Annotated in this window: 21 protein-coding genes; 7 read left to right on the top strand and 14 right to left on the bottom strand. The window is 71.3% G+C overall.

All coding sequences use genetic code 11. The annotated features are described in order from the left end of the window. Positions 1 to 26 precede the first annotated feature (26 nt). Together dapD and ACIOD2_RS15885 are read right to left on the bottom strand one after the other, a co-directional pair. Positions 27 to 1007: a 2,3,4,5-tetrahydropyridine-2,6-dicarboxylate N-succinyltransferase gene (dapD, locus tag ACIOD2_RS15890; RefSeq protein WP_400538433.1), complete on the bottom strand. Its 981-nt coding sequence runs from the start codon at positions 1005 to 1007 to the stop codon at positions 27 to 29. A 28-nt stretch (positions 1008 to 1035) separates the two neighbouring features. After that, complete coding sequence (locus ACIOD2_RS15885) at positions 1036 to 1443, bottom strand: hypothetical protein (protein ID WP_400540354.1); 408 nt, start codon at positions 1441 to 1443, stop codon at positions 1036 to 1038. 56 nt (positions 1444 to 1499) lie between these two features. On the opposite strand from ACIOD2_RS15885, the gene dapE reads away from it, so the two are divergent. Together dapE and ACIOD2_RS15875 are read left to right on the top strand one after the other, a co-directional pair. Beyond that, on the top strand, positions 1500 to 2570 hold the full coding sequence (dapE, locus tag ACIOD2_RS15880; protein WP_400538431.1) for a succinyl-diaminopimelate desuccinylase: 1071 nt from the start codon (positions 1500 to 1502) through the stop codon (positions 2568 to 2570). 120 nt (positions 2571 to 2690) lie between these two features. Then, the gene (locus ACIOD2_RS15875; protein WP_400538429.1) at positions 2691 to 3503 is read left to right on the top strand and encodes a DUF3152 domain-containing protein; all 813 of its coding nucleotides are present in this window, start codon (positions 2691 to 2693) and stop codon (positions 3501 to 3503) included. Between the two features lie 55 nt (positions 3504 to 3558). Here the strand turns inward: ACIOD2_RS15875 and ACIOD2_RS15870 are convergent, their stop codons facing one another. From ACIOD2_RS15870 to ACIOD2_RS15845, 6 genes are all read right to left on the bottom strand, one after another. After that, complete coding sequence (locus tag ACIOD2_RS15870; RefSeq protein ID WP_400538426.1) at positions 3559 to 4611, bottom strand: chitinase; 1053 nt, start codon at positions 4609 to 4611, stop codon at positions 3559 to 3561. Between the two features lie 133 nt (positions 4612 to 4744). Then, positions 4745 to 6352 carry a M28 family peptidase gene (locus tag ACIOD2_RS15865; RefSeq protein WP_400538423.1) on the bottom strand — a complete coding sequence of 536 codons (1608 nt, stop codon included), beginning with the start codon at positions 6350 to 6352 and terminating at the stop codon, positions 4745 to 4747. 97 nt (positions 6353 to 6449) lie between these two features. After that, a complete protein-coding gene (locus ACIOD2_RS15860; protein WP_400538421.1) occupies positions 6450 to 8714 on the bottom strand; it encodes a M4 family metallopeptidase in 2265 nt (754 codons plus the stop codon). Between the two features lie 311 nt (positions 8715 to 9025). Further along, complete coding sequence (locus ACIOD2_RS15855) at positions 9026 to 10300, bottom strand: helix-turn-helix domain-containing protein (RefSeq protein ID WP_400538419.1); 1275 nt, start codon at positions 10298 to 10300, stop codon at positions 9026 to 9028. 82 nt (positions 10301 to 10382) lie between these two features. After that, the gene (locus ACIOD2_RS15850; RefSeq protein ID WP_400538417.1) at positions 10383 to 12455 is read right to left on the bottom strand and encodes a M4 family metallopeptidase; all 2073 of its coding nucleotides are present in this window, start codon (positions 12453 to 12455) and stop codon (positions 10383 to 10385) included. A gap of 563 nt (positions 12456 to 13018) precedes the next feature. After that, positions 13019 to 14311 (bottom strand): tetratricopeptide repeat protein, encoded by a 1293-nt coding sequence (locus ACIOD2_RS15845; RefSeq protein ID WP_400538415.1) that lies wholly within the window; start codon positions 14309 to 14311, stop codon positions 13019 to 13021. 113 nt (positions 14312 to 14424) lie between these two features. On the opposite strand from ACIOD2_RS15845, the gene ACIOD2_RS15840 reads away from it, so the two are divergent. Genes ACIOD2_RS15840 through ACIOD2_RS15830 form a run of 3 tightly spaced genes read left to right on the top strand, consistent with a single transcriptional unit; the run spans position 14425 to position 17636 of the window. Next, the gene (locus ACIOD2_RS15840) at positions 14425 to 16257 is read left to right on the top strand and encodes a glycoside hydrolase family 9 protein (RefSeq protein ID WP_400538412.1); all 1833 of its coding nucleotides are present in this window, start codon (positions 14425 to 14427) and stop codon (positions 16255 to 16257) included. Positions 16258 to 16266: 9 nt separating this feature from the next. Continuing rightward, positions 16267 to 17052 carry a TIGR00730 family Rossman fold protein gene (locus ACIOD2_RS15835; RefSeq protein ID WP_400538410.1) on the top strand — a complete coding sequence of 262 codons (786 nt, stop codon included), beginning with the start codon at positions 16267 to 16269 and terminating at the stop codon, positions 17050 to 17052. Continuing rightward, on the top strand, positions 17052 to 17636 hold the full coding sequence (locus tag ACIOD2_RS15830; protein WP_400538407.1) for a TIGR00730 family Rossman fold protein: 585 nt from the start codon (positions 17052 to 17054) through the stop codon (positions 17634 to 17636). The genes ACIOD2_RS15835 and ACIOD2_RS15830 overlap by 1 nt, the downstream gene beginning before the upstream one ends. Here ACIOD2_RS15830 and ACIOD2_RS15825 read toward each other — a convergent pair. Then, entirely contained in the window at positions 17585 to 18472 is an 888-nt protein-coding gene (locus ACIOD2_RS15825; RefSeq protein WP_400538405.1) for a LysR family transcriptional regulator, read from the bottom strand. The genes ACIOD2_RS15830 and ACIOD2_RS15825 overlap by 52 nt on opposite strands. 70 nt (positions 18473 to 18542) lie before the next feature. Between ACIOD2_RS15825 and ACIOD2_RS15820 the strand changes: the two genes are divergently transcribed. Further along, positions 18543 to 19259, top strand: a complete 717-nt coding sequence (locus ACIOD2_RS15820) for an SDR family NAD(P)-dependent oxidoreductase (RefSeq protein WP_400538403.1) — start codon at positions 18543 to 18545, stop codon at positions 19257 to 19259. Between the two features lies 1 nt (position 19260). Here the strand turns inward: ACIOD2_RS15820 and ACIOD2_RS15815 are convergent, their stop codons facing one another. Beyond that, a complete protein-coding gene (locus tag ACIOD2_RS15815; protein WP_400538400.1) occupies positions 19261 to 19935 on the bottom strand; it encodes a lysophospholipid acyltransferase family protein in 675 nt (224 codons plus the stop codon). Between the two features lie 51 nt (positions 19936 to 19986). Between ACIOD2_RS15815 and ACIOD2_RS15810 the strand changes: the two genes are divergently transcribed. Continuing rightward, entirely contained in the window at positions 19987 to 20889 is a 903-nt protein-coding gene (locus tag ACIOD2_RS15810; RefSeq protein ID WP_400538398.1) for a glucosyl-3-phosphoglycerate synthase, read from the top strand. Here ACIOD2_RS15810 and cydC read toward each other — a convergent pair. The 4 genes from cydC to ACIOD2_RS15790 form a co-directional block, all read right to left on the bottom strand. Then, a complete protein-coding gene (cydC, locus tag ACIOD2_RS15805) occupies positions 20825 to 22411 on the bottom strand; it encodes a thiol reductant ABC exporter subunit CydC (RefSeq protein ID WP_400540352.1) in 1587 nt (528 codons plus the stop codon). The two genes, ACIOD2_RS15810 and cydC, sit on opposite strands and share 65 nt — an antisense overlap. A 534-nt stretch (positions 22412 to 22945) precedes the next feature. Beyond that, positions 22946 to 24502: a thiol reductant ABC exporter subunit CydD gene (gene cydD, locus ACIOD2_RS15800; RefSeq protein ID WP_400538395.1), complete on the bottom strand. Its 1557-nt coding sequence runs from the start codon at positions 24500 to 24502 to the stop codon at positions 22946 to 22948. Positions 24503 to 24511: 9 nt separating this feature from the next. Further along, positions 24512 to 25501 (bottom strand): cytochrome d ubiquinol oxidase subunit II, encoded by a 990-nt coding sequence (locus ACIOD2_RS15795; RefSeq protein ID WP_400538393.1) that lies wholly within the window; start codon positions 25499 to 25501, stop codon positions 24512 to 24514. A gap of 3 nt (positions 25502 to 25504) precedes the next feature. Beyond that, entirely contained in the window at positions 25505 to 26668 is a 1164-nt protein-coding gene (locus ACIOD2_RS15790) for a cytochrome ubiquinol oxidase subunit I (RefSeq protein WP_400538390.1), read from the bottom strand. Between the last annotated feature and the right edge of the window lie 28 nt (positions 26669 to 26696).

Raw genomic sequence — 26696 nt, 5'->3', positions numbered from 1 at the left:
GGTGAACAAACCGAATCTTGACGGTCTCAGTTGGCGTGCAGCATCGCGTTCAGCTCGACGCCGGAGCCCGCCCGTGCCACGACCTCGACCGCGCCTGTGCCCGAGTTGCGGCGGAAGACCGCGCCCGAGATGCCGTTGAGCTCGCGGGCCTTGACGACCTTGCCCTCCACGACGACCTTCGTGCCCGCCGTGACGTAGAGCCCGGCCTCGACGACCGTGTCGTCACCCAGCGAGATGCCGACGCCGCCGTTCGCGCCGATCAGGCAGCGCTCGCCCAGCGAGATCGTCTCCTTGCCGCCGCCCGAGAGCGTCCCCATGATCGACGCGCCGCCGCCGACGTCGGAGCCGTCGCCGACCACCACGCCGGCCGAGATCCGGCCCTCGACCATGGACGCGCCGAGCGTGCCGGCGTTGAAGTTCACGAAGCCCTCGTGCATCACGGTCGTGCCGCTCGCCAGGTGGGCGCCGAGGCGGACGCGGTCCGCGTCGCCGATCCGGACGCCGGCGGGCAGGACGTAGTCGACCATCCGCGGGAACTTGTCGACGCTGTAGACGGTCACCGCGCCACGCGCCCGCAGCCGCAGCCGGGTCGCCTCGAAGCCCTCGACCGGGCACGGGCCGTGGTTGGTCCACACGACGTTCGCCAGCAGCCCGAACATGCCGTCGAGGCTCTGGCCGTGCGGGCGGACCAGCCGGTGCGAGAGCAGGTGCAGCCGCAGGTACATGTCATGCGTGTCGGCCGGCGCGTCGGCCAGCTTGCCGATCGTCGTGCGGACGGCGACGACCTCGACCCCGCGGTCGGTGTCCGGGCCCAGCAGGCCCGCGGCGGCCTCGCCGAGCAGCTCGGTGGCCTCTTCCGCACTGAGCCGCTCGGTGCCGGCGGTGCCGCCGCCGGTCAGCTTGGGCTGCGGGTACCAGGTGTCGAGGACCGTCCCGTCGGTAGCGACGGTGGCCAGCCCGACGCCGGTGGCGCCGGTCGTTTCGGGGTTCGGGGTCTGCTCGCTCACGGCCCCAACCGTAGTGGAGTGACCTGGGTCAACCCGCCGTGGGCCGGGCGTCGACCTGCTTCTTCAGCCCGCCGAGGGCCGCGGCGATGTCGACGAGCGCCTGCGTGCAGGCCCCGCCGGGGTCCGCGACCGTGGTGCAGCCGGCGCTGCGGAACGCCCCGATGGCCCGTTCGAGCCCGGCCGCCTCGGTGACCAGCTGCGGGTCCTTGTCGCCCGCGCGCTTGCGGGCCGAGCCGGGGACGCTGCCGAGTTCGGTGACGTACTTCTCGCAGCCCTTCGGCAGCTGCCGCTGCGGGCTCGCGAAGCACTGGTCGGCGGTCAGCGCGTCCAGCTTCGTCGGGAGCGCGTCCGGCCCGGGTTCGCCGCCCTGCTTCGGCGTGGGTCCGGCCTCGGCGCCGCAGCCGGACAGGAGCAGGACCAGCAACGCGCCGCCCACGGCGACCGGGAACCTAACCACGCACCCACGGTAGCCCTGCCGGTAGCGTGCCGGTCATGAGCCTCGACCTGCACGCCGACCCCGTCGACCTCACCGCCGCCCTGGTGGACGTCTTCAGCGTCTCGGGCAGCGAAGCCGAGCTCGCGACGCTGGTCCAGGAAGCGCTGCAGAAGCAGGCCCCGCACCTCGAGGTCGTCCGCAACGGTGACGCCGTCCTCGCGCGGACCAACCTCGGCCGCGACTCGCGGGTCGTGCTCGCCGGGCACCTGGACACCGTCCCGGAGAACGGCAACCGGCCGTCACGGCGTGAGGGCACCGGCGACGACGAGACCCTGCACGGCCTCGGCACGGTCGACATGAAGAGCGGCGACGCGGTCTTCCTGCACCTCGCCGCGACCCTGCCGGAGCCGAAGCACGACATCACGTTCGTCTTCTACGACAACGAAGAGATCGAAGCGGTCAAGAACGGCCTCGGCCGGATCGAGCGCGAGCTGCCGGAGTGGCTGGCCGGGGACCTGGCGATCGTCGGCGAGCCGTCGAACGGCGTCATCGAGGCCGGCTGCCAGGGCACCATGCGCGTCGAACTGCGGTTTTCCGGCAAGCGCGCGCACACCGCGCGGGCCTGGATGGGCGAGAACGCGATCCACGCGCTGGCCGGCCCGCTGCGGCGGCTGGCGGAGTACGAGCCGCGGATCGTCGACATCGACGGCCTGACCTACCGCGAGGGCCTGCAGGCGACGAAGGTCACCGGCGGCGTCGCCGGGAACGTCGTCCCGGACGAAGCCGTCCTGACGGTCAACCACCGCTTCGCCCCGGACCGCGACCCCGCGGCGGCGGAACAGCACCTGCGCGAAGTCTTCGACGGCTACGAACTGTCCGTTGTGGACCTTTCCCCGGGTGCCCTGCCGGGCCTGTCCGCCCCGGCGGCGGCGGAACTGGTGGCCGCGGCGGGTGGCCAGGCGGCGGCGAAGCTGGGCTGGACGGACGTCGCGCGCTTCGCGGCCCTGGGCATGCCGGCGGTCAACTTCGGCCCGGGCAACCCCACCCTGGCGCACACCCAGCAGGAGAACGTCCGCACGGCGGAGATCCACCAGGTGGCGGACGTGCTCCGCAAGTTCCTGGGCTGAGTGTCGGGCGTCACACCCCAAGGTCCTGAACTGCGGTGAAGCCCTAGAGTCGCGCGGGCTTGCAACCTTTCCCGGCCGCGAGCCGTATCCACTGGTGTAGCTGCCTGTCGGGGAGGACCCATGCCGAAAACCGCCGCGAGACGAGCCGCGGCCGTCGCCGTGCTCGCCCTGGCGGTCGTCGGTGCCCTGACCGCTTGTGAAGGCCAGCCCATTGCCGCGCCCGCGGCCGGGCCCGTGGTGATGGCCATCGGGGACGCGACATCCGTGCCGCCGCCGCCTGCCGAACAGCCGGTCCAGGCGCAGCAGCCGCAGACCCCGGCGCAGACCGTCCTGATCACCTTCCCGCAGACCGGGTCGGGTCAGTGGATGTTCACCCCGGGCAGCGACCAGGTGGCCGGCACCGCCGGACGCCTGATGCGGTACCGGATCGCACTGGAGACCGACATCGACGGCGTCGGGCCCGCCGAGTTCGCGAAGGACATCCGGACCATCCTCGGCGACCCGCGGGGCTGGACCGGCGGCGGCGAGTGGCGGCTGCAGCAGGTCGGCCCGGACGACAGCGCCGACTTCACGATCTACCTGGCCACCCCGGCCAGCCGCGACAAGCTCTGCGGCGGCACCCCGGACGGTTACACGTCGTGCCGCAACGGCAGCAACGTCGTGCTCAACGTCGCCCGCTGGGCCAACGCCGTCCCGAACTACGGCGCGCCGCTCGCGTTGTACCGCCAGTACATGGTCACGCACGAGACCGGGCACCGGCTGGGCCACGGCCACGAGCTGTGCCCCGGCGCGGGAAAGCCGGCGCCGGTGATGGAGCAGCAGACGCTCGGCCTGCACGGCTGCGTCCCGAACCCGTGGCCCTTCCCGAACGGCCGCTCCTACGCCGGCCCCTCCGGCGAGTACAACGACCCGATCCCTTCGGGCGACTCGTAAAGCCGTGAATGGCCCATTGAGGGACTCTAAGTCCCTCAATGGGCCATTCACGGACCTACCGGCCCTGCAGGGACTTGACGTTGTTGCCGAACGTCCAGTTCTTCGAGCCGTCCCAGTTCAGGGACCACGTCATCAGGCCCTTGAGCGAAGGGATCGCGCGCCACGCCTGGGAAACCAGGCTCGTCGACATGTACCCGCCGCCCGCGCCGGGCTGCGCCGGCAGGCCGGGGACCTGCTTGTCGTAGGGCACCTTGATCGTGGTGCCCTGGACGACCAGGCCCTGGTTGAGGCAGTTGGTCTGCGCGGTGAAGCCCTGCACCGTCCCGGCCTGGTACGAGTCGCCGGAGCAGCCGTACATCGAGCCGTTGTAGTACTGCATGTTCAGCCACCACAGGCGGCCGTTGTCCGCGTACTTCTTGACGATCGGCAGGTACGCGCCCCAGATCGAGCCGTACGTGATGCTGCCGCCGGTCACGTAAGCGGTCTCCGGCGCCATCGTCAGCCCGAAGTTCGACGGCATCTGCGCGAGCACGCCGTCGATGATCCGGATCAGGTTGGACTGCGACGCCGAGAGCGTCTTGATGTTCCCGCTGCCGGTGAGGCCGGTTTCGATGTCGATGTCTATGCCGTCGAAGTTGTACTGCTTCAACAGGGGCACGATCGTCGCGACGAACTTGTCGGCCACGGCGGACGACGAGAGGTCGATCCCGGCGGCCGCGCCACCGATCGACATCAGGAGCGTCGAGCCCGCGGCCTTCGCCGCGCACATCTCGGCGGGCGTGGACACCTTGACCCCGGCGTCCATCCCGTTCTCCCACAGCACCGTGCCGTCGGAGCGGATCACCGGGAAGGCGGCGTTGATGACGTTGTACCCGTGCTGCGCGACGCGGCTGTCGGTGATGGGCACCCAGCCCAGTCCGGGGTGGACGCCGTTCGCGGCGCCGTCCCAGTTCTCCCAATAGCCCTGCAGGACCTTGCCGGCGGGCCGGGACTTCACCGCGCACGTGTCGGCCTGCACCGCCCCCTGCGCGGGGGCCGACACGAGCAGCGGGACAGCCAGCGCCGCCGCCAGAAGGGTTCCGAAAAAGCGGGTTCTCCGACCGGACATACCGGCTCCCATCTTCGTTGAAGCGAACGCGGCGTGTCCGTCCACGATAGGGACCGGGGGAAAGCGCTGACTACCTACGAACGGGTGGTCTAGACAACCGGGGCGCTCCGGCGAGGAGCGCCCCGGTCGCGGCTCAGACGGTCAGCGTCCAGGAGGACAGGTAACCGGTGTCGGCCGGGCCGACGTCCCGCAGCTGCAGCTTCCACGCGCCGTTCGCGGCCTCGGACGAGGCGTTCACGGTGTAGGTGGTGTCGAGGTTCGCCGTCGAGTCGCTGCTGGAGCTCTTCAGGCGGTAGGACGACCCGTCGGGCGCGACCAGGTCGATGACCAGGTCACCGCGGTAGGTGTGGGTGATGTGCACCTCGACCTTGGTGGTGCCGGACGCGTTGCGCGCGCAGCCGCCGACGGTCGCGGTGCTGCTCACCGCGGCACCCGGGTAGTCCGGGATGGTCAGCCGGGTCCCGTTGGTCACCGGCGCGCACGACGACGTGCTGCCGACACCCAGCGAGAACGCCGCCGTGTGGTCGACGCTGGCGCCGTCCGCGGTCACGGTGACCGGGAACGTCCCGGTCGGGGTGCTGGACGACGTCGTGATGGTCAGCGTCGAGGAACCGCCCGACTGCACGGTGGCCGGGCTGAACGACGCCGTCGCGCCCGCGGGCAGGCCGGCCGCCGACAGCGTGATCGACTGGGCCGAGCCGGACGTCGTCGCGGTGCTCACCGCGACCTGCAGCGACTGTCCGGGTTGGACGGTCCCGGCGGCCGGGTTCAGGCTCACCGAGAAGTCGTTGCCCTGTGTGGTGGCGACGGCCAGCTTCCACAGCGCGTACCCGATGGCGTCGGAGTTCTTCTCCAGCGGCGCGTCCGGGATGTTCGACGTCGTGTCGCAGGCGCGGTGGTAGCAGTTGTCGAACGCCGCACCCGCGGTGCCGCCCCACTTCTGGGCCTGCGCCGAGCTCTTGATGTCGCCGGCGCCGGTGGCGAGGCCGCCGACCGGGATGCCCGCGCTCTTGAACGACGCGTGGTCGGACCGGCCGTCACCTTCGCTGTCACCCTCGGTCTGGATGCCGATCGAGGAGAAGTACTCGTCGAAGATCGCCTTGACCGAAGCGACGTCGTCGTAGACGAAGTAACCCCAGTTCTTGGAGCCGATCATGTCGAAGTTGAGGTAGGTCTTGATCTTCGTGCGCTCGGCGCTGGGCAGGTTGTTGACGTAGTACTTCGAGCCGACCAGGCCGGACTCTTCGTCGGCCCACCAGCCGAAGCGGACGCGCTTGGCCATCGCCGGGTTGGTGCGGGCCAGCGTCAGCGCGGTCTCGAGGATCGACGCGCTGCCGGAGCCGTTGTCGTTGATGCCGGGCCCGGCGCTGACGCTGTCGAGGTGCGCGCCGAGCATGATGACCTGGCTCGCGTCACCCTGCGGCCATTCCGCGATCAGGTTCTGCGACTGCCCGAGGCAGCTGGTGCACGTCTGCCGGGTCGTCGTGTAACCCGCGTTCTTCAGCAGGTTTTCCACGTAGGTCACGGAAGCCGCGTAACCGCCGCCGCGCGCCGAGCGCGTGCCGCCGTTGTTGTTCGCGATGGTCTGCAGCTGGTTGAGGTGGGTCTTGATGTTGGCCAGGGAGATGTCCGGCGCGGCGAGCGTCGTGACCGGCGCAGCGGTGGCCGCGGGCGCACTCATGACACCCATTACGGCGGCCAGGGCGGTAACCCCGGCGCCGAACTTCGTCTTCCACGTCATGGCGGTGATTTCCTTCTACTGGGGGAGGGGGAGAACCGCCGTGAATGGCCCATTGAGGGACTTAGAGTCCCTCAATGGGCCATTCACGGACTTGGACCTAGACGGTCAACGTCCAGGAGGACAGGTAACCGGTGTCGGCCGGGCCGACGTCGCGGATCTGGAGCTTCCACGCACCGTTCGCGACCTCCGAAGAGGCGTTGACGGTGTAGGTCGTGTTGATGTTCGGCGTCGAAGAGGAGCTGGAGCTCTTCAGCCGGTACGACGAGCCGTCCGGCGCGATGAGGTCGAGCACCAGGTCACCGCTGTAGGTGTGGGTGATGTGCACCTCGACCTTGGTGGTCGACGACGCGTTGCGCGCGCAGCCGGCCACGGTGCTGGTGCTGCTGACCGCGGCACCCGGGTAGTCCGGGATGTTCAGCCGGGTCCCGTTGGTCACCGGCGCGCACGACCCGGTCGTACCGACGGTGAGCGAGAACGAAGCGGTGTGGTCGGTGCTGGCCCCGTCCGCGGTGATGGTGATCGGGAAGCTGCCGGTCGGGGTCGACGACGTCGTCGCGATGGTCAGCGTCGACGAGCCGCCCGACTGGACGGTGGCCGGGCTGAACGTCGCGGTCGCGCCGGCCGGGAGGCCCGAAGCGGACAGCGTGATCGACTGCGCCGAGCCGGACGTGAGCGCGGTGCTGACGGTCGTGGTGGCCGAGCCGCCCGGCTGCACGGACCCCGAAGCCGGGTTCAGCGCGACGGAGAAGTCCGGTCCGCCGCCGGTGCACGAGGCCGGTTCACCGGTCGCGGCGGTGACGGAAACGGCGTCCCACGCGGCCTTGGTGGCGTTGAACTCGGTGCAGCTGCCCGGGTACAGCGCGATCGCGGCTTCGAGGGTCGCCTTGCGGGCGGCCTTGTGGTTCCACGACGAGGTCTTCTTCAGCAGGCCGTTGTAGAAGATCTTGCCGGCCTTCTGGATGCCGATGCCGGTGACCGACGAGCTGTTGCAGGTCGGGCTGTTCGGCTTGCCGCCACCGGGCGCGGAGCCCTCGGCGAGCAGGTAGAACCAGTGGTTCTGCGGGCCGGCCGCCGCGTGCACCTCGGTGCTCGGGATCGACGACGAGTAGCAGTTCGGGTCGCCGACCAGCGACGGCTGGTACATGTAGCGGATCGGGCCCTGGCCGACCAGGTTGACGCCCTCGCCGACCTGGTAGTCCGGCGTGTCCTTGACATTGTTGGCGTACGCCTCGGTCAGCGCGCCGAAGATGTCACCGGTCGACTCGTTCATCCCGCCGTTCTCGTTGCCGGAACCGGCACCGCCCGGGGTGAACTGGAAGACGCCGTGGCCGAACTCGTGGCCGACGACGTCCATCGAGGTGGCCTGGCGCTGGTTGTCCTGCGAGTGCCCGAAGTGGGTCGAGGACCCGTTCCAGTAGGCGTTGACGTCGGCGAGCCCGACGGACGCCGGGTAGCCGGTGCCGCTGCCGTTGATGCCGTTGCGGCCCAGCCACTCCGACAGCATCTTCCACTCGGTCTGGACGCTGTAGAGCACGTCGACGCAGCCGGTCTCGAGGTCGGTGCCGGTGCCGTTGCCCCACGCGTTGTCGGGGCCGCTGTAGACGGAACCGCCCTCGCGGCCGCAGCTGATGCCGGTGCGGCCCGGGTCGCGCAGCGTGTAGGTGCTGCCGGACTGCGTGGTGTCGATCGAGACGTTGCCGACGTAGTAGCTGTTGCCGGTGCCGGCGACGTTCACCGTGCTCGGCTGCGCCTGGGTGCGCGCGCCGGAGGAGAACGTCTTGACGTCGTCCCGCTTGTCGAGGATCGCGCCGGTCGCGGCGTCGACGAAGACGTGCAGGTTGCTCGGCGCGGACGCGGTGCGCCCGGCGACGACGACCTCGTAGGCCAGCTTCGGCGTCGCCCCGGCCACCACGACCTTCTCCGGCGTGCTCACACTGTCCACAGTGGGCAGTTGGGCGCGCGCGGTGGCGGCGGCCTTGGCGGCGTCGAGCGCGGCCTGCGTCCCGACGGCGATCGGCGCGGTCTCGGCGGCGCTGGTGCCGCGGACCCGGCCGGCCCCGTCGGCGACGACCACCGCGTCCCCGCCCACGACCCGCAGGCCCTGGTAGGTCCGCTGGTAGGCGCCGTAGAACAGCCCACCGCCACCGGCGGTCAGGCCGACCCGCTGGAAGGCTTCGGCCGGCCCGCGCTCGAGGGCGTCGAGCCCGCTCGCGGCGGCCTGGTCGGCGGCGCGGGCGGCGGCCGCTTCGGGAGCGGCGGGTTGTGCTTGCTGCGCCGCGTTCGCCGGGGTCACCGGCAAAGCGAGCGTCATGGCGAGCCCGGCGGCGGCCGCCAAGCCCGTTCTGAACCCACGATGGGTCATCGAGGTCTTCCTTCCACGAAGGCAGGACGATGGGGTGCGGTGCGGGGAAAGGGAACGTGTCCGGGGTGCTAACTGCAGGTATGCGTCCGGACGCATCCGAGTAAAGGATCAGCGGATCGGGGCGTCAATGCGCCGAACGGACCAACGGCGCGTTCCGGATTTGCCGGTCAATTCGTACAAACCCCGCCCGTGCTGGGGATTCTTCTGCCGTTCCGCACCGGAACGACTTTCGTAGGGATTGTCCCCGACACCATCCGAACGCCGGACGGTCTCGATCACCGAGAATCGTTAGTACTGCTCAGGAATCGTGCTCAGTCGGCTTCCGCGCCGAGCGCGATCAGGCCGTTGCGCAGCACGTCCGCGGCCTCTTCCTGACGTCCGGTCTCCCCGAGGAGTTCGCTGAGCGGACGCAGCGCCCGCACGAGCACCCCGCGCGCGCCGAGCCCGGTGGCCAGCTCGACCGCGGCCCGCAGGTCCTCGGCCGCGCGCCGCGCGTCACCGCGCGCCCGCGCCAGGGAACCCAGCTGCAACCGCAGCTCCGCGGCCAGTGCCGTGCCGGCCACGACGGCCGGGCGGACCTGGTCGAGCAGGGTGCTCGCCGTCTCCAGCCGGCCCGCCGCCAGGTACTCGCCGGCCAGCTCGACCGTGATCGCCGGGACGTCGTCCGGCCACGCCGTCTCGCGCGCCGCGGCGAGGTCGGCCAGCACCCCCTCGACGTCACCCCGGCGGCCGCGGACGCGGGCCCTGGCCAGCAGGCAGTACGCCGTCGCCGGGTGCATCGCGCGCTCCTGCATCAGGTCCCAGGCCGCGGCGATCGACGCCGCCGCGTCGGCGAACCGGTCGGCCGCCAGGTGGCTGCGGCACACCTCGACGTGGCTGCGGGTCAGCTCGGCCAGCACCGACGGCCCGCCGCGGGTGAGCCGCAGCGCCGCGTCGGCGTACTCGGCGGCCCGTTCGAGGTCACCCTGACGCAGGTGCCGCTCGGCCAAGCAGGCCCGCAGCGTCAGCAGCATCGACGGCTGCGGATAGCCGTCGCGCAGCAGTTCCGCGTGGCAGGTTTCCAGCTGGTGCAAGGAATACTGCGCCTCACCCCAGTCGCTCAGCACGATCGCGCGCAGCGGCGCCACCATCGCCCGCACCGGCGGCGGCTCGTTCGCCAGCACGGTTTCGGCCTCCGCGACGTACTTCGCGCGCGCCTCGCCCTTGGAATAGCCGGCCAGCCACAGCAACGCGATGCCCGCCTGCCGGGGCCGTTCGAGACGTTCGGCGCGACGCCGCAACCGCTGCATCCGCGGGGTCGCGCGCCGGGCGTCGCCGAGCAGGAACCGTTCCGCCGTCTCGATCAGCTCGATGTCGAGCTCGATCAGCTCGCGGGGTGAGCTGCCGCCGAGGAGCTCGTCGGGCTCGATCCCGAGCTGCTGCGCGAAGAACCGCAGCGCGTCACCCGACGGCGTCCGCGCGCCGGTCTCGACCGACGAAACGTACGCCGCGGAGTACTGCGGTCCGGCGAGTTCGCGCTGGGTGAGGCCGCGCTCGGTGCGCAGTTCACGCAGGCGCTCGCCGACGGTCTCGCCGCTCACGCTCACGCGGTCTGCCTTTCCACTGACACAGGGTACGACTGGAAGCCGCGCGGTGGCGGGGGAGTCACCCGCCACCGCGCGACGGGTATCAGCAGGCGCCGGCGTCGGTCCAGACCGCCCACGAGCCGGGCGCACCCGGCTCGGCACCGGTCGAGTACCAGGTGGACGTCCACTTGTGACTGTTGTGGCTCACGACGTCGTTGGGCACGTACGCCTTCGCGGAGTCCCACTCGGCGAGGCCGCCGCAGCCGGTCGGCGGGGTGCCGGTGCCGACCGTGAGGGAGAACTGCGCGGTGTGGTCGGCGTCGGTGCCGTCACCGGTGACCGTCACCTGGCTGGTGCCGTTCGGCGTGGTCGCCGCGGTGGTGATGGTCAGCGTCGCGGTGCCGCCGGACTGGACGCTCGCCGGGCTGAACGTCGCCTTCGCGCCGTCCGGGAGGCCGGTGGCGAGCAGCTGCACGGTCTGCGCGCTGCCCGCGGTGACCCGGGTGGTCACCGTGGTCGTCGCGGACTGTCCGGGTTGGACGGACGCCGATGTCGGGGAGAGCGTCAGCGAATAGTCGTTGCCGGCCGGCGGGGTGCCGGTGCAGGTCGGTTCGCCGCTGGCGGCGGTGACGGAGACGGCGTCCCAGGCGGCCTTCGTGGCGTTGAACTCGGTGCAGCTGCCGGGATACAGCGCGATCGCGGCTTCGAGCGTCGCCTTGCGGGCGGCCTTGTGGTTCCAGGACGAGGTCTTCTTCAGCAGTGCGTTGTAGAAGATCTTGCCGGCCTTCTGGATGCCGATGCCGGTGACGGTGCTCCCGTTGCACGTCGGGCTGGCCGGGGACGCGTTGCTGCCCTGGGACAGCAGGTAGAACCAGTGGTTCTGCGGGCCCGCGGCGGCGTGCACCTCGGTGCTCGGGATCGAGGCCGAGTAGCAGTTCGGGTCGCCGACCAGCGACGGGTTGTACATGTAGCGGATCGGGCCCTGGCCGACGAGGTTGACGCCCTCGCCGACGGTGAAGTCCGGCGTGTCCTTCGGGTTGTTGGCGTAGGCCTCGGTGAGCGCGCCGAAGATGTCGCCGGTGGACTCGTTCATGCCGCCGTTTTCGTTGCCCGAGCCCGCGCCGCCCGGCGTGGTCTGGAAGACGGCGTGGCCGAACTCGTGGCCGACGACGTCCATCGGGGTCGCCTGGCGCTGGTTGTCCTGGGAGTGGCCGAAGTGCGTCGAGGAGCCGTCCCAGTAGGCGTTGACGTCGTTGAGGCCGACGCTGGCGCGGAAGCCGCCGCCGGCGCCGTCGATGCCGTTGCGGCCGAGCCAGTCGTTGAGCATCTTCCACTCGGACTGGACGCTGTAGAGCGTGTCGACGCAGCCGGTTTCGAGGTCGGTGCCGGAGCCGTTGCCCCAGGTGTTGGTGCTCTTCGTGAAGATGGCGCCGCCCTCGCGGCCGCAGGCGATGCCGCGGCGGCCCGGGTCGGTCATCGAGTAGGAGCTGCCGGAGCCGCTGGTGTCGATGGAGACCTGGCCGGCGTAGTAGGAGTTGCCGGTGCCCGCGACGGCCGCTTGCGCTGCTGTGGTGGTCTTGGTCGGTCCGGCGAGGGTGAGGACGTCGTCGCGGGTGTCGAGGACGGCGCCGGTGGCGGCGTCGACGAAGACGTGCAGGTTGCTCGGGGTCGTGTTGTTGTGGCCGCTCACGACGACCTCGTAGGCCAGCTTCGGCGCGTCTCCGGCGAGGACGACCAGCTTCGGGGTGGTCGTCCTGTCCACCGTGGACACCTTGGTCCTGGCGATGCCGGCGGCCTTGTCGCTGCTCAGCGCGGCTTGCGTCCGGACGGTGATCGGCGCGGTCCGGGCGGCGTCGGTCGCGCGGACGCGCCCGGCCCCGTCGGCGACGACGACCGCGTCACCCCCGACGACCGGCAGGCCGTGGTAGGTGCGCTGGTAGGAGGCGTAGAAGAGCCCGCCACCACCGGGGGTGACGCCGGTGCGGACGAACGCTTCGGCGGGGCCCTTGGCGAGCTGGTCGACACCGTTGAGCGCGGCCTGGTCGGCGGCGACGGCGGCGAGCGCCTCGGGGTTCGGGGCTTGAGCCGGTGCGGGCGACGCGGCGGCCGGGATCGCCGGCAGCGCGAAGGTCAGGGTCAGGCCGACGATCGCCGCCAGCCCTCGTGGGGATCTCATGGGGAACCTTTCCGGTGGGACTCGGGGAGACCGTGCGCCCGGCCGGGTCGCGATGTGTCCGCCGGAATAACTGGTGTTACGACGCCGGACGCATCCGAGTAAAGGTTCCAGCGGCCTGCGGGTCAATGGGCCGAACGGCCCAGCGTCCCACGTCGAAGATCACGCCGTTCGGGGCAAACCCCCAGGAAACGGCCGCCTTGCCAACTGGTCTGAACCAATTCACTAACTTTCGTAGGAACTTCGGCTTCCGCTCCCGAATCCCGGACCGCCACCCCGATTGGTCCACACCACACGCCGTGTCGTCCCCCCAATCACGCGAGATACCCCTCCAATCACACGAGCCGACCCTCCAGACACGCGATCCGACCCTCTGGGTACGCGAACTGACTCGCTGGGTACGCGAACCGACCGTCCAGGTACGCGAGATACCCGCTGGCCCGCATGATCGGGCGGGCATCACTCGTGATCAGAGGGGCATCTCGTGTGATCAGAGAGGCATCACGCGTGATTGAGGGGGCATCACTCGTGATTGGAGGGTCGACTCGCGTGTCTGGAGGGATCGGTTAAGGCGGGGGGTCGGTGACCTCGGCGGAGTCGAGGCCGCGGCGGTAGGCCGTGATGGCTTCGTCGAGATGACCACGTTGTCGTAGGACGTCTCCGAGCCGCAGCGACGTCGAAACCGCCGCGCCGTGGAGCGACGCGCGGGTCTGGATTTCCAGGGCCTCGCGGAGGAGGCGGGTGGCGGAAACGAGGTCGCCCTGGGCCTGGGCGATCTGGCCCAGCAGGCCGGTCGCCTCGCCCAGGGTTTCGACGTCCTGGGTGAGCAGCGGGAGGACCGAGTTGACCAGCGACGACGCCTCGGCGAGGGCGCCTTGGCGGAGGCGGACCTCGGCCAGCTCGACCGTCGCGCCCGCGACGCCCTCCTCCGAACCGATCGCCGCGAGCTGGTCGCGGGCCTCCGTCAGCTCCGCGCGCGCTTCCGGCAGCCGGCCCAGGCGGCGCAGGAGGTAGCCGCGGGCCCAGCGGCAGCGGGCCGCGTCGCGGTCGAAACCGACCGACGCGAACAGGCGCGACGCCTCGATCAGGTCCTGCTCCGCCCGCTCGCTCTCGCCGATCGCCTGCCACACCTGGGACGCCTGCCGGTGGAACCGCGCCACGAAGTCCGGCCGCGTGGCCGACCGGATCAGCCGGCGCCCGGCGAGCGCCGCCCGCTGGGCCCGGTGCAGCCCGCCCATCTCCATCAACGGGTGGATCAACGCGCTGAGCAGGCACAACTCGGCGTCCGGGTCGCCTTCCAGGACGCTGAGCGCCTCTTCGACGCGGGCGAGCGCCGCCCCCGCGTCGCCCTTCAGGTACCGGCAGCCCGACCACCGGTGCACGATCATCGCCCGCAGCCACGGCGCCGCCGCGTCCGCCAGTTCCTCGGCGTACTCCAGTGCCGCCTGCGCGCCCTCGACGTCGAAGAGCTGCCACTTCACCTCGGCCTGGCAGAACCGCGCGTAACACTCGACGTCGTCGAGGTGGTACCCCTCGGCCTGCTTCGCCACGGACGCGAACCGCTCCGTCGCGGCCTCGACCCGGCCCTGCTCCAGGTCGCGGTAGCCCTCGTCCAGCGAGTCCCGCAGCTCCGCGGCAACGCCCGGGGGACGTCCGAACCGCAGCTCGTCGACGGTCAGGCCGAGCCGGTCGGCCAGGTAGGCCAGCATCTCCTCCGACGGCGGCCGGCTGCCGGTCTCGACCTTCGCCAGGAAGCCCCGGTCGTACCCGGGCTCGGCCAGCTCGCGCTGCGTCCAGCCGCGATCGGCGCGCAGCCGCCGGATCCGCGTGCCGAGCGGTTCGGCGGAGGCGCTGGTCATCGTCCCACGGTAGGTCATCGGTGCCGGGAACGCGGAAACGGACATATTGACGTCCGCGGGCGAACCAGGCTAGCGTCTAGATAGGAAACTTTCCTAACAAAGTGGAGCCGAACATGCGCCTGCTTCCCCTCGCGACGGCGGTCGCGCTCGCCGCGCCCCTCGCCGCCACCCCGGCCGAGGCCGCCACTCCGGCGGAGGTGCGCGTCGACCAGGTCGGTTACGCGCTCGGCGAGGCGAAGCACGCGTACCTGCTCGGCGGCGCCGAGGGGACGTTCTCGGTCGTCGACGACCGTGGCCGGACCGTCCGCCAAGGCCGCACCGGAGTCAGCCTCGGTGCGTGGAACACGAAGTACACCAAGGTGTTCGACCTCGATCTGTCCACTGTGGATCGGCCGGGCACCTACCGGGTCAAGGCCGCGGGCGCGACGTCGCCGCCGTTCCGGATCGACACCGCGCGCCGCCTCTTCCGCCCGCTCGTCGGCGCCACCACCGCGTTCTTCCAGGCCCAGCGCGACGGTCACGACGTCGTCCCGGGACGCCTCGACCGCAAGCCCTCCCACCTCGCCGACCACCAGGGCACCGTCTACGCCGAGCCGAAGTTCGCCGGTGAAGGTGGCGACGAAATCGTCGAACCGCTGAAGCCGCTCGGCGGCCAGGCCGACGTCGAAGGCGGCTGGGTCGACGCCGGCGACTTCGTCAAGTTCACCTCGAACACGGCGTACTCCCTGGCCGAGCTGGGTTACGTCCTGCGCGACGACCCCGACCCTGTGCTGGCCAAGGAAGTCCGCTTCGGCCTCGACTGGCTCGACAAGATGTGGGACGGCCCGACCAAGACGCTCTACGCCCAGGTCGGCATCGGCACCGGCAGCGAGGAGTTCGGCTTCCTCGGCGACCACGACGTCTGGCGCAACCCGCAGGACGACGACGCCCTCGATGTCAAGCCCGGCGACCCCGCCTACTTCGTCAAGTACCGCCCGGTGTTCCCGGCCGCGCCCGCCGGTGCCCCGCTCAGCCCCAACCTCGCCGGCCGCGTCGCCGCCGCCTTCGCGCTCGGCGCGCAGGTCCAGGCCCACCGCGACCCGCGCCTGGCGCGCCACTACCTGGCCGAGGCCGCCGCGGTGTTCGCGCAGGCCAAGACGTCGGACGTCGGTGAGCTCGTCACAGCCTTCCCACACGCCTACTACCCCGAGTCGTCCTGGGAGGACGACCTGGAGCTGGGCGCGACGCAGCTCGCGCTGGCGGCCCGCAAGCTCGGAGACCCGCGCGCGACCGGCTGGGCCCGCGACGCCGCGAAGTGGGCGAAGACCTACATCGCCAGTGACGACAAGAGCACGTTGAACCTCTACGACACGAGCGCGCTCGCCCACGCCGACCTCGCCGGGCTGCTGCGCGCCGGTGTCCCCGGCGCCGCGCTCGGCGTCCGGGACCTGGCCGCGGACCTGCGCCGCCAGCTCGACGCCGGAGTGGACAGCGCGAAGAAGAGTCCATTCGGGACGGCCGTCGACGTCACCGACTTCGACGCCGCCAGCAAGAGCTTCGGCTTCGCCGCGACCGCCCGGCTCTACCAGCGCGCCACCGGCGACACCCGCTACGCCGCGTTCGGCGCCCGGCAACGGGACTTCACCCTCGGGGCCAACGCCTGGGGCGTGTCGCTCGTGGTCGGCGTCGGCAGCACGTTCCCGCGGTGCCCGCACCACCAGGCCGCGAACCTCGCCGGACCTTCGAAAGTGCTGTACGGCGCGGTCGTGAATGGACCCAACGGCGCCGACAATTTCGCCGATCTGCCGTTCCCGGCGGGCGCCAAGGAATGCACCCGTCCGTATGAATCCTTCGACGGACAGGGATCCCGATACGCCGACGACCTGAGTTCATGGCCCAGTAACGAGCCGGCCATCGACTTCACCTCCACGGCGCTGCTCGCATTTTCACTGGCGGGCAGGTCGTAGCATGGCGAGGTGAGCGAACAGTCTGAATTCCCCGACGGCCAGTACCCCGAGCGCCCGGTCGAGCGCCAGAAGGGCCCCGTGGTCCTGCGTGGCGACCGCCGTGACCAGGGCAGCACGACCGACCAGCGGCTGCTCGACTCGCGCGGGCCCAGCGACTGGGTGCACACCGACCCGTGGCGCGTGCTGCGGATCCAGGCCGAGTTCGTCGAGGGGTTCGGCGCGCTCGCCGAGGTCCCGCGCGCGGTCACGGTGTTCGGTTCGGCGCGCACCAAGCGCGACCACCCGGAGTACGAGCTCGGCCGCAAGATCGGCGCCGCGCTGGCCAACGCCGGGTTCGCCGTGATGACCGGCGGCGGCCCGGGCGCGATGGAGGCGGTCAACCGCGGCGCGGCCGAGGCCGGCGGCTTCTCCGTCGGGCTCGGCATCGAGCTGCCGTTCGAGCAGGGCCTGAACCCGTGGGTCGACCTCGGTGTCAACTTCCGCTACTTCTTCGCCCGCAAGACGATGTTCATCAAGTATTCCCAGGCCTTCATCTGCCTGCCCGGCGGCTTCGGCACGCTCGACGAGCTGTTCGAGGCGCTGACGCTGGTGCAGACGAAGAAGGTCACGAAGTTCCCGGTCGTGCTGTTCGGCAGCGAGTACTGGGGCGGGCTCTACGACTGGATCGCCAAGACCGTGCAGGCCGAGGGCAAGGTCAGCGCGCACGACCTGGACCTGCTGCACGTCACCGACGACATCGACGATGCCGTCCGCGTGGTCCAGGACTCGTACCAGGCCTGGGAGGACACGCACTGATGCGCCGGATCTGCGTCTTCTGCGGCTCGTCGATGGGCTTCTCGCCGCGCTACGCCGAGCAGGCGGCCGAGCTCGGCAAGCTGCTGGCCCAGCGCGGCATCGGGCTGGTGTACGGCGGTGCGAGCGTCGGCACCATGGGCGTGGTCGCCGACGCGGCGCTGGCCGCGGGCGGCGAGGTGATCGGCGTGATCCCGGAGGCGCTCTCGAACGTCGAGATCTCGCACGCGGGGCTGTCGGAGCTGCACGTCGTCAAGGACATGCACGAGCGCAAGGCCAAGATGGCGGCCCTGTCGGACGGCTTCCTGGCCCTGCCCGGCGGCGCCGGGACGCTCGAGGAGCTGTTCGAGGTCTGGACGTGGGCCCAGCTCGGCCTGCACGGCAAGCCGATCGGCCTGGTCGACGTCGACGGTTACTACGGCCCGCTGCTGACCTTCGCCGACCACATGGTGACGGAGGGCTTCGTCAAGGCGGACTACCGGCAGCTGCTGCTGACCGACTCCGACCCGGCGGCGCTGCTGGACCGGTTCGAGACCTACGAGCCGCCGGCTCCGCCGAAGTGGGCCGCGGGACCGCCCGGAATCTGAGCGCTCACGGCCTCGGTGCTCGCCCGGACGAACGCGGCCACGGCCCGCGACCGCGTCCGGTCGGGCCACGCCAGCATGATCGAGCTCTGCGGCGCGTCGAGCACCGGCACGCACACGACGTCCGCCCAGGCGTGGCGCTGGACCGACGCCGGGAGCACGGCGACGGCCTGCCCCAGCGCGATCAGCTGCATCAGCTGCCCGGAGTCCCGCACCTCGGGGCCGGTCGTCCTCTTGTCCGTCCCCGGCCAGCGGGGGAGCGGCTCGCCGTCGAGGTCGGCGAGCACCAGGGCGCTGCGCCCGGCCAGCCGGTGGCCGCGGTGCAGGACCGCCACCTGGTCCTGGGTCAGCAGCAGCTCGGTGTCGAACCCGGCGAGGTCGTCGTGCGCCGGGTGCACGAACGCGAGGTCGACGCGCCCGTCGCGCAGCATCGGCGTCTGCTCGCCGATCCCGCAGACGACCACCTCGACCTCGACGGCGTCCGGGTCCTGCCGGTACCGGGGCAGGATCCGCTCGAGCAGGCCGGCGTCACCGTCGGGTTTGGTCGCCACGAGCAGCTTCGGGACGTCTTCACCGGCCCGCTGCGCCCGGCGCACCGCGGCGGCGACGGCGTCGAGCGCTTTGTGGCTCTCCACAAGGAAAACCGCGCCGGCGGCGGTCAGGTTCACCCCGCGGCTGGTGCGTTCCAGCAGCGCCACGCCCAGCCGTCGTTCGAGCTGCTGGATGGCGCGCGACAGCGGCGGCTGCGCCATGCCGAGCCGCTGGGCCGCGCGGCCGAAGTGCCGTTCCTCGGCGACGGCCACGAAGTAGGCGAGCTCCCGCGTTTCCGGTTGCTGCATACCTGCAGGGTATCGGCCGATACGGAGCCGGTGTTGGCTCGAAGCGGCCGCGCGCTGGTGTGCTGGGGTCATGAACGAAATCACTCTGGTCACCGGCGCGAACAAGGGCATCGGCCGCGAGATCGCCGGCCGGCTCGCCGCCCTCGGCCACACGGTCGTCATCGGCGCCCGCAGCGCTTCCGCCGGTGAAAAGGCGGCAGCGGAGATCGGCGGCTGGTCGGTGGTGCTCGACGTGACCGACCCGGCTTCGGTCGCCGCGGCCGCGTCCGCGATCGACGCCCGCTACGGCCGGCTCGACGTCCTGGTCAACAACGCCGCCGTCGCCGTGCCGCCGGGCTCCGACCTGGCGAGTCAGCGCCCCAGCACCGCCGACCTCGACGTCCTGCGCGCGATCTTCGAGACGAACCTCTTCGGCGTCGTCACGGTCACGAACGCGCTGCTCCCGCTGCTGCGCCGGTCGGCCGCGCCGCGCATCGTCAACGTCTCCAGCAGCGGCGCGTCGCTGGAGCGCAACGCCGACCCGGCCACCGAACTCCCGATCTCGGCGGGGTACACGCCGTCGAAGACCGCACTGACGTCGTTGACCCTTCAGTACGCCCGGGACCTGCGGCCGGAGGGGATCCTCGTCAACGCCGTCTGCCCGGGCCACTGCGCGACCGACCTCAACCGCCACTCGGGCCCCCGGACCGCGGCCCAGGGCGCGGAGTCGGCGGTCCGGATGGCCACGATCCCGAAGGACGGCCCGACGGGCACCTTCGTCGACGACGAAGGCCCGGTGCCCTGGTGACTCAGGCGGCGCCTTCGCTGGGCCGCTTGTGGTAGGTGTCCACGTACTCCTGCCCCGACAGCTCCAGGATCGCGTACATCACCTCGTCGGTGACCGAGCGGCGGATCGCCGGCGCGTAGTCCTGGCCTTCGTAGCGGGAAAAGTCGAGCGGCTTGCCGAACGTGATGCTGATCTTGGCCAGGCGGGGGACGCGCGCGCCCTCGGGCTGGAGGTTTTCGGTGCCGGTCAGCGCGACCGGCACCACCTTCGCGCCCGTCGCCAGGGCCAGCGCCCCGACGCCCGTGTGGCCGCGGTGCAGCCGGCCGTCCAGGGAGCGCGTGCCTTCGGGGTAGATCGCGAAGACGCCGCCCGCGTCGAGCACCTTGCGCGCCGCTTCGAGCGCGGCGAGGCCTGCCTGGGCGTTGCCGCGTTCGACCGGGATGTAGCCGAGCCCGCCGACGAACCCGGCCATCAGCTTGCCCCTGACGCCCTTGCCGGTGAAGTACTCCGCCTTGCCGAGGAACTTGACCTGCCGCGGCGTCGCGAACGTGATCACGCCGGTGTCGAGCGCCGCGCGGTGGTTGGCCGCCAGGAGCACCGGGCCCGTCGTGGGCACGTTCTCCACGCCGCGCACCTCGGGCCGGTACAGCGCCCGGGCCAGCGGGCCCAGCACGAAGCGGACAAGCAGGGCGATCAAGTGGTCCTCCTCCTCGGATGCGGTGACTCCAGCATGGCACGATCGTTACTCGTGAGTTGGTTCGAGCGGCGTACGTGGCAGGACCCCGGTTGGACGCCCGAGGACATCCTGACCGCGAAGGGTGACCGGACGGTTTCCGTCGTGCTACCGGCACTGGACGAAGAGCGGACCGTCGGTGACGTCGTCGCGTCGGTCCGGCCGCTGGTCGGCGGGGTCGTCGACGAACTCGTCGTCGTGGACTCCGGCTCGGTTGATCGGACCGCTGAGGTGGCCGAGGCCGCCGGCGCGCGGGTCGTTCGCCGCGAAGATGTGCTGCCCGACCTGCCGCCGGTGCCCGGCAAGGGCGAGGTGCTCTGGCGGTCGCTGGCCGCGACCAGCGGTGACGTCGTCGTGTTCCTCGACTCCGACCTCGTCGACCCGGACCCGGCGTTCGTGCCGTCCCTGCTCGGCCCGCTGCTGACGGCGCCGGGCGTGCACCTGGTCAAGGGCTTCTACCGCCGCCCGCTGCGGCTGGAGAGCAGCGGCGGCGGCCGCGTCACCGAGCTGCTCGCGCGTCCGGTGCTCTCCGCGTTGCGCCCGGCGCTCGGCGGCCTGATCCAGCCCCTCGGCGGCGAGTACGCGGGCACCCGCGAGTTCCTCGAATCGGTGCCGTTCGCGGCCGGGTACGGCGTCGAGATCGGGCTGCTGCTCGACGCCGAGGCCCGCTACGGCCTCGACGGGCTCGCGCAGGTCAACCTCGGCGTCCGCAAGCACCGGAACCGCTCGCTGCCGCAGCTGGGCGTGATGTCGCGGCAGATCCTCGGCACCGCCCTCGCGCGGTGCGGCGTCCCCGCCGCCGACGCGCCGCTGACGCAGTTCGTGCAGGTCGACGAGGAGTGGCTGCCGGACGTCACGGACGTCCTGGTCGCCGACCGGCCGCCGATGCGGGAAGTGCTCGCCCGTCCTCGAGGGTGAGCACCTCGTCGAAGCCGTCGAGGTGCTCGGGGCGGTGCGTCACGAGGACGACGGTGCCTTTTGTTGCGGCGAGGACGCGCTTAAGGACGGCGTCGCCGTGCGCCGGGTCGAGACCTTCGACGGGCTCGTCGAGGACCAGGACTTCCGGTGCGGCCAGGACCGCGCGGGTCAGGACCAGCCGTTGCCGCTGACCGCCGGACAGCGCGTCGCCGTCCGGGCCGGTGTCGCGGTCGAGGTCCAGGTCGAAGCCGGCGGTCTCGCAGGCTTCGCGCAGCTCCGCGTCGGTGGCGTCCGGCTTGCCGAGCAGCAGGTTCTCGCGGACGGTCGTGTGGAAGACGTGCGCGTCGGCGAGTGCGCCGGAGACGGTTCTCGACAGGTCGGCGATCTCGGCGAGCGGATGGCCGTCGAGGGTGACGCGGCCGGAGGTCGGGGTCTCCAGGCCGAGGAGCAGGCGCAGCAGCGTGGTCTTCCCGGCGCCGCTGGGGCCGAGGATCCCGACGCGCTTGCCGGGCGCGAGGTCGAGATCGAGGTCGCGCAGGGCGGGGGCACGCCCGGGGTAGCGGAGGCCGGCTTTCTCCAGCCGGAAGTGTCCTTTTCCTGCGGTACGACTGCCCGGAGCCGGTGCGGGTTCGCTGAGCACGGCCTTGACGCGGGCGGCCGACGCGCGGATCTCGGGCACCCGGCGGGCGGCGGTGATCAGCGGGAGGACGACCTCGAACGTCGTCATGGCGCCGAGGGTGAGGGCAGCGGTCCACGGGACGGAGGCGTCGGTGCCGCAGAGCAAGCTCACGGCGATCGTGGTGACGAGCTGCACGAGGATCCCAGCGGCGCTCAGCAAGGCGGGTTTCACGGCCGGTTCCCGGAGCTGCTCGACGACGTGGTGTGCGGCAGCGCGTTTCTCCTCGAGGGCGCCCGCCGCGACGAGTTCCCGATGCCCGGTGACGAGCTCGACGGCGCGTTCGGCGAGTTCCGCGCGTTTCGGGGCGTTTTCGGCCGCTCGCCGCGCGGTGCTCCTGACGGCCAGCCACGGCAGCACCACCCCGGCGGCGACAAGCCCGGCGGCCAGCGCTCCCGCGGCACTCGCGGACGCCGTCGCGACCACCCCGACGGCGGTCAGCCCGACCAGCCCGGCGACGCCCGCGGGCAGCAGCCACCGCAGGACGGCGTCCTGCAGAGCGTCCACATCGGACACGAGCCGCGTGACGAGGTCACCGCCGGAGTACCGCGACCCGGGTGCGAGAGCCTGGTAGACGCGGGTGCGCAGCGAACCGAGCCACCGGAGGACGACCTCGTGCCCGGCAAGCCGTTCGGCGTACCGCAGGCCACCGCGCAGAAGAGCAAGCGTCCGCACGGCGACGATCGCCACGGTGAGCGCAGCGAGCGGCGGCCGCTCGGCGGCGCGGAGGAGTAGCCAGGCGGCGGTGGCCATGAGCGCGAGACCGGCGAGTTCGGCACCGGCGGCGAGCAGGGCGGCCCGGGCGAGCCGAAGGACGTCCTTTGTGGACACCGCCCACAGGGCCAACCCTTTTGGCGGGGTTCCGGCGAAGTCATTTGTGCTGTTCATGTGGTGATTCCGAAGAGTGTGAGTGGCCTGTGGTAAGCAGAGCGCTGATGGCGAGGTTGCGCAGGTGGTCCTGGCCCGAGGGGCGGTGCTTCTCCCAGTAGCCGACGTCGCGGACCCAGCGCAGCCGGTTCTCGATGTCCGATGTCGGCGCAGATAGGTGGCAATGGCGGCGGGCCCGGTGTCGGCGGGCGGGCTGATGATGCCGTAGCCGGGGTCCGTGTCGCGAATGCCGGTGGCGCAGTCGATGCGGTAACGGGTGATCCGGAAAACCTGCGTGGTAGCGGGAAGCAGAGGTCATCGGGGGTCAGGATCTCGATGCCGCGCTGCGCGAGACGTCCGTGCGCGATCCCGGTGCCGATTTCCGGAAGCCCCCACCCTTCCCGGGGGGGGGGGGGCGTCCCCGAACCCAGCCTACCGCCGCCGGCCTGGGAAAACCGGGTGCGCGCGAATCTGTGGACAACTGCTCACCTGTGGATGCCGGACTTGACAACCTCACGCCGCCACCTCCGAGCTGACCCGTCCGGCGCGCAGCTCCACCACCCGCGAAGCCAGCGCGACCATCGCCGGGCGGTGGGCCACCAGTACCGCCGTGCGGCCCGGCAGCAGCCGGCGGGTGCCGGACAGCGCCGCCTCCTCCGTGCGGGTGTCCAGGCGGGCCGTCGGTTCGTCCAGCAGCACCAGGCCCGCCGATGTCCGGGCCAGCGCCCGCGCCAAGCCGACCCGCTGGCGCTGGCCGGCCGACAACCCTTCGCCCAGCTCGCCCACCGGGGACGCGTAGCCGTCGGGCAAACGCGCCGCCACCTGGTCCAGCGCCGCCGCTCGGGCCGCCGACGGGACGTCGGCTTCGGGGAGACCCAGCGCGATGTTCGACGCCAGCGAGCCCCGGAACAACGTCGGCCGCTGCGGGACCCACGCGATGTCCGCCAGCCAGTCGGCGGGATCCAGCGCACGCACGTCCACCCCGTCGGCCAGGACCCGGCCCGACGTCGGCGTCACGAACCCCAGCAGCACCGCCAGCACCGTGCTCTTCCCGGACCCGCTCGGTCCGGCCAGCGCCAGCCGTGCACCGGCGGGTACCGACAAGTCCACATCGGACAGAGCGACAACGTCGCCGAACGAGACGGACACCCGATCGAAGACCAGCGAAGGCGCACCCCGGCGCCGAACGAACGTCCCCGAACGAACAGAAACCACCGGCACCGCGAGGGCCTCCCGCAACGCCGTCAACCCCTCCGCCGCCGCGTGGAACTTCGCGCCCGCCGCCCGCAGCGGCAGGTACGCCTCCGGGGCGAGGACCAAAACAAGAAGTGCCGTCCGCGCGTCCAACTCGCCGGACAGGAGGCGGAAACCGATCGGCACCGCCACCAGCGCCACCGACATCGTCGCCACCAGTTCCAGTACCAGCGCCGACAGGAACGCCACCCGCAACGTCTTCAGCGTCGCGTCCGCGTGCGCGTCGGCCATCGCCCGGACCGTCCGCGCCTGCGCTTCCGCACGCCCGAACACCTTCAGCGTGCCGAGTCCGCGCACGACGTCGAGGAAGTGCCCACCCAGCTTCTTGAGCAGGTCCCACTGCGTGCGCGCCGCCGTGTGCTTCCCGACGAGGATCGCGAACACCGGGATCAGCGGCAGCGTCGCGGTCACGACCAGTGCCGACACCAGGTCCGTCGTGAACAGCCGGACGATCACCGCGATCGGCACCACCACCGACACGACGAGCGTCGGCAGGTAGCCCGTCAGGTAGCTGTCGGCCGCGTCGACCCCGCGGGTCACCTGCGTCGCGACGACACCGGCCCGATCGGACGACGAGCCGAGCAACCGGAGCCGCAGGCCCGCCTTCACCGACGAGGCAAACCGTCCACTGAGGACATCGTCGGAAAGGGACAACAGCACTCGGCAGGCGATTGCCAGAACTAAGACGAAAGAAAGACCACCGCCGGTGAGCAGCGTGGCGAGACCTTCGGCCTGGATCAGGACAGCGAACGCCGAAAGCACGCCGAGCAACGTCAGCAGGACCAGGTACCGCCGGAGTCCGGGCAGAGCAGGCACGACGTCCCCCTAGAAGTGCAGCAGCGAACGCTGGTCGACGGGTGCGCGGTGCGCGCGCCAGGTCAGCCACTGCACCACGAGCAGCAGCAGGACCGCGGGCGGCGCGAACCACGTCAGCACCGCGAACGTGCCGGGCGAAGTGGCCGCCTGGTCGGTCGTGAGCGCGTAACCCGAGTCCGCTACGAGGATCGCCGGGAATCGCAGCGTGCCGACGAGTAGCGCGGGGCACGCCGCAAGCACCATCGCCGCGAGCAGCGCCGCTCGGTGACGCTTGAGCGCGAGACCCAGCCACACCGAACCCAGCGAGAGAAAGGCCAGCACGACCACCCCGACCCCAAGAGCCGTCACCCCGTGCAGGGCGAAGAAGCCCCATCCGGTGGCGACGACGAGGAACCCCACGGCCGGGGGAAGGAACGCCCGGGCCAGCCGCACCGCGCGCCCGGTCAGCTCGGCCGGCGCCCGCACGGCCAGGAACACCGCGCCCTGCAAGCAGAACAGCGCGATGAACCCGAGACCCCACACCACGGCGTAGGGATTGAACAGCGCGAGCACGGCACCGGACGGCGAGCCGTCGGCGGTCAGCGGCAGCCCGGTCACCAGGTTGCCGAGGAACAGGCCCCACGACACCGCCGTCACCAGCGCGCCGCCGACGATGCCCGCGGTCCACGCGCCGCGTGGCGCGCCGGGGCGGCGGCTGCGCAGCTGCATCGACGCCGTGAACGTCACCAGGCCGAGCAGCAGCGTCACGACCAGGACGTACGCCCCGGCGAACACCTTGCCCTCCAGGTGCGGGAAGGCGCCGAACAGCACGCCGACCGCGGCCACCAGCCACACCTCGTTGGCCAGGAAGAACGGCCCGAGCGCGCCGAGGGTCTGCCGCCGTCTCCGCTCGTCGGCATCGAACGCGGGCAGCAGCATTCCGACGCCGTAGTCGTAGCCCGCCAGCGCGAAGTAGCCGCAGGTCAGCAGGCCCAGCACACCCCACCAGAAGGTCACCATCGGTCAGACTCCACTCAGGACGGGCAGTTCGGCGACGTCGCGGCCGACCGGTTCCGGGCCGCGCTTGGCGACCCGCGCCAGCAGCACCCAGTCGGCCACGCCGAGCGCGGCGAACAGCAGTGAGAAAGCGATGAACGAGAACAGGATCTGGCCGGCCGGGACGTCCGCGATCGCGTCGGCGGTGCGCAGCTTCCCCCACACCAGCCACGGCTGACGGCCGATCTCGCGCACCAGCCAGCCGAGGATCGCGGCGGCGAACGGCAGCGGGATCGCCGCGACCATCAGGTAGTGCAGGAACCGGGCCTTGGTGACCCAGTTCCGGAACAGCAGCACGCAGCCGAGCAGCGCGCACAGCAGCATGACGAACCCGAGCATGATCATCAGGCCGAGCGGGAGCCCGACACCGCCGTCCTTCAGCTTGTCCGGCTGGTACATCGCGAGCTCCCCGAACTGCGCGAAGCCCTGGTTGACCACGAGGATCGCGCCGATCAGCGCCGCGACGACGCCGATTCGCATCGAGCGGCGGAAGAACTCGATCTCGGTGGTGCGCTTGAGGAAGTGGTACGCGCTGACGCCGACCACGAAGAACCCGCCGGTCAGGATCGCGGCGCTGACGACGTGCGGCAGCGACGCGACCAGCGCCGGGTTCGTGAAGAGCGCGCCGAAGTCGTCGAGGTGCAGCGTGCCGCCTTCGAGGTGGCTCCCGACCGGGTCCTGCAGGAACGAGTTGGCCAGCATGATGAACAGCGCCGACGCGTACGCGGTCAGCGTGACCAGCCAGATCAGCGTCAGGTGCAGCCACTTGTTCAGTCGCCCGAAGCCGAAGATCCACAGGCCGAGGAACGTCGATTCGAGGAAGAACGCGACGAGCGTCTCGATGGCCAGCGGGGCGCCGAAGACGTCCCCGGCGAACGCGGAAAGACCGGTCCAGGTCAGCCCGAACTGGAACTCCATCACGATGCCGGTGACGATCCCCAGCGCGTAGTTGATCACGTACAGGCGGCCCCAGAAGCGGGTCATCCGCTCCAGCTCGGGCTTTCCGCCGAGGGCCGAGCGCGTCTGCATCACGGCCACCAGCGTGACCAACCCCAGTGTGAGCAGGACGAACAGGAAGTGGAACGAAGTCGTCGTCGCGAACTGGAGTCTCGCGACCGGGAGTGCGTTCATGTAGACAGGCTACACATAGTCTGCCTAC

This window comes from Amycolatopsis sp. NPDC088138 (assembly GCF_044741685.1).
Taxonomy (GTDB): domain Bacteria; phylum Actinomycetota; class Actinomycetes; order Mycobacteriales; family Pseudonocardiaceae; genus Amycolatopsis.
Note: the sequence above shows the minus strand (reverse complement) of the source record. Positions and strands in the feature narration are given on the sequence as shown.